This is a genomic window from Henriciella sp. (genome assembly GCF_049649345.1).
GTDB lineage: Bacteria > Pseudomonadota > Alphaproteobacteria > Caulobacterales > Hyphomonadaceae > Henriciella.
On the sequence record NZ_JBARZC010000088.1, the window covers coordinates 1 to 5,400 of the forward strand.

The 5,400-nt window shown below is 61.4% G+C and carries 3 protein-coding genes and 1 pseudogene; 3 read left to right on the top strand and 1 reads right to left on the bottom strand.

The genetic code is table 11. The features are described from left to right. Positions 1-483: pseudogene (locus tag WA989_RS02230) on the top strand (hypothetical protein); the annotation flags it as partial. Beyond that, the gene (locus WA989_RS02235) at positions 480-3,638 is read left to right on the top strand and encodes an efflux RND transporter permease subunit (RefSeq protein ID WP_424338898.1); all 3,159 of its coding nucleotides are present in this window, start codon (positions 480-482) and stop codon (positions 3,636-3,638) included. The pseudogene WA989_RS02230 and the gene WA989_RS02235, both read left to right, overlap by 4 nt. 47 nt (positions 3,639-3,685) lie before the next feature. On the opposite strand, the gene WA989_RS02240 is transcribed toward WA989_RS02235, so the two are convergent. After that, the gene (locus WA989_RS02240) at positions 3,686-4,402 is read right to left on the bottom strand and encodes a TetR/AcrR family transcriptional regulator (protein WP_424338899.1); all 717 of its coding nucleotides are present in this window, start codon (positions 4,400-4,402) and stop codon (positions 3,686-3,688) included. Between the two features lie 312 nt (positions 4,403-4,714). Here WA989_RS02240 and WA989_RS02245 point away from each other — a divergent pair. Then, positions 4,715-5,400 (top strand): TonB-dependent receptor plug domain-containing protein (locus WA989_RS02245; RefSeq protein WP_424338900.1); only part of this gene is annotated, 686 nt, incomplete at its 3' end.

Here is a 5,400-nt window from a genome sequence, read left to right on the forward strand (position 1 = left end):
GAGGATGTTTCGGCTGTGCGCGCCGCGCTAAGGGCCGCTGAAGAGAACCGCCTGCCGGTTCGCGCTGTACCCAATAGCAGCTCGCTGTCGAGCAAACCGCTCGAGGGCTATCTTGCCGAATTCTCCCCGGTTATCGACCCGGCTTCTCGCACAGCGACCGTGATTGCCGTCTTCCCCGATGCCTTCACGCCCGGCAATGAGGGAGACGTCTTCACGGACGACTTCATGGACCTGGTCATTAGCGGTGTTTCCGAAGCGCCGATCTGGAGCGTGCCCGAGGGCGCGATGCGGCAGGATTCCTATGTCTGGGTCGTCGGGGAGAATGAAGATGTCCGCCGGGTCGATGTCGATCCGATTGACCGGACCGAAAACGCCGTGCTCGTGCATGCACCGGCCTTGTCTGGCGGCGAACGTGTGATGACGACCGTTCTGGCCGAAGAGATGGACGGCATGCGCGTCCACCTTGCGGAGCCCAGCTCGTGATCAAGCTGATCGAGGGGGTTCTTGGCAACCGCGTTGCGGCCAATCTGCTGATGGTCTTCATGGTGATTGCGGGCATCGCCTCGCTGTCGGCGCTGAACGTCCGCGTCTTCCCGCCGATCGACACCTATCAGATTACCATCACGGTGCCGTATCCCGGCGCGACGCCCGAAGACGTCGAAACCTCCATTGTACGCCCGATCGAAGAGCGGCTCGAAGGCCTTGAAGGCGTCGAGAAGATCACCAGCCTTGCCGCTTCCAGCGTCGCAAGTGTCATCGTCGACATTCCCGAAAGCGAGGACATGTCGGAGATGCTCGATGAGGTGAAGAACGAGATCGGCCGCATCACCGTCTTCCCGCTGGCCGCCGAAGCGCCGCAGATTTCTGAAGTCGAGCCCGATGAGCTGGTCAACCAGATCGTGCTGCACGGCGAAGTCGAGCGGCGCATCCTGAAACAGGCCGCAGACCGGGTTCGCCGCGATCTTGCCGCCAAGGATGGGCTGTCGCTCGTCGAGATTGGCGGCGTGCCGGATTATCTCATCGAGATCACAATCCCCGAACAGGAGATGCGCGCCCGCAATCTCAGCCTGAGCCAGGTCGCACAGGTGATCTCGCAGCAAAGCATTGATCTCTCGGCCGGCGAAATCGAGGATGACCGCCAGCTGCTCCGTGTCCGCGCCGTCGGTGAACGGCGCACAGGCGCAGAGTTCGGCGATATCGTCGTCGGCGCCGGCGAAAACGGCTCGCCGATCTATCTGCGCGACATTGCCACCATCTCCGACGGGCTGTCCGAAGATCCGATCGAGGCGATCTATAATGGCGAGCCTGCCTCGATTGTCAGTGTCTACCGGGTTGGCAAGGAGAAGACGCTCGACAATGCCGAGATCGTCCGCGGCTATCTCGATACCGAAATCCAGGACTCCCTGCCGGCCAGTGTTTCCTACACACTGTGGCGCGACGAGTCGGTCAATCTGCGTTCGCGCATCAATCTTCTGGTGCGCAATGCGATACTCGGACTGGTGCTCGTCACCCTGCTGCTCCTGCTCTTCCTCGACCTTCGCATCGCCTTTTGGGTCGCGCTCGGTGTCGGGGTCAGCTTTATCGCCGCCTTCTTCCCGATGTTCCTGTTCGGGGTCACGATAAACCAGCTCTCGCTGTTCGGCTTCATCCTCGCCATCGGGATTATCGTCGATGACGCCATCGTCGTCGGTGAGAATATCCATGCCAACTGGCGGCGCGGCCATGAACAAAAGGAAGCGGCCCGTCTCGGTGTCGCGCGGGTCGCCCGGCCGGTGCTGTTCTCGGTCTCGACAACCATCACCGCCTTTGTTCCCATCCTGCTTGTGCCTGGCCTGTTCGGCCAGTTCCTGGGGCAGGTTTCGGCGGTCGTGATCATCCTGCTCTGCCTGTCTTTGATCGAGAGCTTCTTCATCCTGCCGAGGCACCTCTCTCACCTTACCGATCGTGAGCCCCATCGCTGGTCGCCCCGGCGCCTGGCAGACCCTGTGCGCGACCGGGTCGCCGCGCGCCTGCGCAGTTTCACAGAAGGGCCTTTCCTCAAGGCGATGAAATTCGTCGTCGTCCATCCCTTCATGGTTGTTCTGATCGGCGTCGGCATTTTCTTCGCCGCCCAGTCGCTGACCTCCAGCGGCTATGTCAAATTCATCTTCTTCCCGGCCGTCGAGGGCGACTATGTGACCGCCGAGCTCGAACTCTCCGAAGGCAGTTCGGAGATCCAGACCCGCCGGTTCGCCGAGCAGATTTCAGAGGCCGCCAGCGTCGCGGCAGGCGAGGTCTCTTCGGCCGATGGTGCGGTCGCCGGTGTGCTCTACCAGATTGGCTCTCCGCTCGGCAGCAATGAAGGCAATCCGGCCGCTGCAGCCGGCGGGGGCGGGGCGGCTGGCAACCGTGCCTTCATCGTCGCCCAGCTCAAGGAATCGAGCTCGCGCGACTTCAATGCAGGCGCTTTCGAGCGCGAGTGGCGGGAGGCGGTTGGCCGCATTCCCGGGGCAGAGAAGCTCAACTTTACCTCGGACCTCGTCAGCCCCGGCGCCCCGATCCAGCTTCAGATCTCTGCGCGCACCGACGAGCAGACCCGCGACGCCGTGCTCCAGCTTCGCCGCGAGCTTGAGTCCCGGCCCGGCGTCTATGATGTGCGCGATGACCGGTTCCGCACGACTGAGGAAGTCCAGATCAGGCTGAAGCCGCTGGCCCGCAATTACGGCCTGACCCAGAACGATCTCGCCCGAGAGGTCCGCGCTGCCTTTTTCGGCGCCGAGGCTGTGCGCATCCAGCGCGACCGCGAGGAAATCCCGGTCCGTGTCCGCCTGCCTGCCGATGAACGCAACTCGCTGGAGACGCTGAAACGCCTGCGGGTCAAAGTCGGCGACGGATATGTGCCGATGCACAATCTGGCCGATGTGAGCATCGCGCCTGCGCCTGCTGCCATTAACCGCGTCAATGGCCGGCGCATCTACTCGCTGAGCGCCTTTGTCGATGAGGAGGTCTCGACCGCCGACATCGTCTCAACACATATGTTCGACGAGGTTCTGCCGCGTCTTCAGAATGAATATGACGGCCTGACCATGCGCGTCTCGGGCGACCAGGAAGACCAGGCCGAAGCCCAGCCTGTGCTGGCCCGCAATTTCGGCCTTGCGATGATTGTCATCTATTCGCTGCTGGCGCTGAATTTCCGCTCCTACAGCCAGCCGCTCGTCATCATGGGGGCGATCCCGTTCGGCTTTGTCGGCGCGCTGCTCGGCCACGGCATCATGGGCGCGGATCTGACGCTGCTCTCCTTTTTCGGGATCATTGGCCTGTCGGGCGTGATCATCAACACATCGCTCATGGTCACCGACTTTGCCAATGAGCGGCTGGAGAATGGCGAGGCGCCGGCCGATGCGGTGATCTCCGCCATGCAGGACCGCTTCCGCGCCGTCCTGCTCACAACGCTGACGACATTCCTTGGCGTGACGCCGATCATCCTCGAAACCAGCCTTCAGGCCCAGTTCCTGATCCCGACAGCGATCTCGCTCGGCTTCGGCATCCTGTTTGGCACGGCCATGCTGATCTTCATCCTGCCGGCCCTTCTGATGATCCACCTCAAAATCTTCGGTACGCCGAGCGACACGAAAGAAGCGGCTCCAGAGGCCGCCTGATCCAAGGCCCTGATTTCGAATTCTGGAGGTCAGCCCGCGCGGCCGGCTCAAGCCATATTGGTCTGATGCTCGCCCTGATCGGCCGCCGAAGCGTTGCCGCAAAATTGTTTGAACCCGGCTGCCATGAAGGAAGCCATCCGCTCTTTCACCGCCTCGAAATCATCCGATTCGCAGATGCCGCCGGACAGCCGGTCGATGCGGCCTGTGCGGGCGAGCGTCAGAAGCAGCGCGCCGCTGACGAAATGATAGCCCCAGAAGATATCCTTCTCCGGACAGTCCGGCAGGGCCTTCTTCAGGAGTGAGATCAGCTTGAGCACGACCGGGTCGAAATGGTCATCCATCATTTCGGCGCCCCAGCCGGGCGTGTTGGCGACCAGCGCGCTCAGTTCGCCGAAATTCTTCCAGCCTTCGCCGCCCTGTATATAGAGGTCGAGGTCGGTATCGAGAAAGGCCCGCAGGGCGCCCTCGACGGTCGGCTTGCCTTTGCTTGCCTCGTCATAGGCATCGAGCACCGCCATCCGTTTTGAACTCGTCACCACGGCGCGCCGGGCGAAGACCTTGTCGAACAGGTCTTTCTTGTCGTCGAAATAATAATTGAGAAGCGTGTGGTGAACCCCGACGCGTGCGGCGACATCCTTCAGCGTGACGCCATGAAAGCCGTGTTTGGAGAACAGGAATTCGGCTTCATCGAGAATCTGTTCTGTCGTGGCGGCTCTCTGCTCGGCTTTCGTCGTACGTTTTCGGCGCGTGTTCTGTTTGGTCACAGGTTCAATCTTCCTTGCTTGCTGGCTTTATCCGGGTGCGGTCCGTGGCTCGTCAACCTGCGCGTGCCTATTTCGGGTCTGAGGGTGATCACAAGGGCGTCAGGCGAGCAGGCGTGATGCCGCACCGGACCTGCCCCTGAGGCCTGCCGCAAGCGTCCGGCACTGGAATTCGCGGCCTTCGCGAAATGGGCTATAAAAGTGACAGGTACGTCATTAACTCCCTTGAGAAGAAAGATTGACAACTGGTCGGGCTTGCGTACTACTCTTGGTCAAAATCAGCGAGCAAAATCGTTGTATCCAAGGGAGGAAAATATGGTTCTGAAACATCTGGTATCGGTCTCGGCTGCGTCATTGCTGGCGATGGGCGTGCCGATTGTCGCGCAGGCGCAAGAGGCTGAGGGCGACGTTGAAAGCTCGTCCTCGATTCAAAATGACACAGTCGAGGAGGTCGACACCGGCCGCACACTCGGCACGGTGACGGTCACCTCGACACGCCGCGAACAGAACCTGCAGGACGTTCCGCTCAGCGTTACCGCTTTCCAGCAGGAGACGCTGACCGAGAAGGGTATTGTCAGCTATGACGGGCTCGCGCGGGAAACGCCGGGCATCGTGCTCAACCAGCCGACGGCCAACTTCAACAATTTTACCTCACGCGGCATCTCGACCAATGGATACGGAGCGGGCCTGCAGGCCGCGACGGCGATCTATATCGACGAGCTTCCGATTTCCGCGAACGGCAATTCGACGATTCTCGACCCGACGCTGTATGATGTCGAACGGGTCGAAGTCCTGCGCGGGCCGCAGGGGACGCTGTTCGGTGCCAACTCACTTGCGGGCGCGGTGCGGATCCTGACGAAAAAGCCCAACCCCAACGAATTCGAAGCCTCCGCCCTGGTCGACTTCGGTCTGACCGACGGCGATGCGCTGCGCCAGCGCTATAACGGCATGGTCAATATTCCGCTGGTCAAGGATCAGTTGGGCCTGAGACTGGTCGGCTT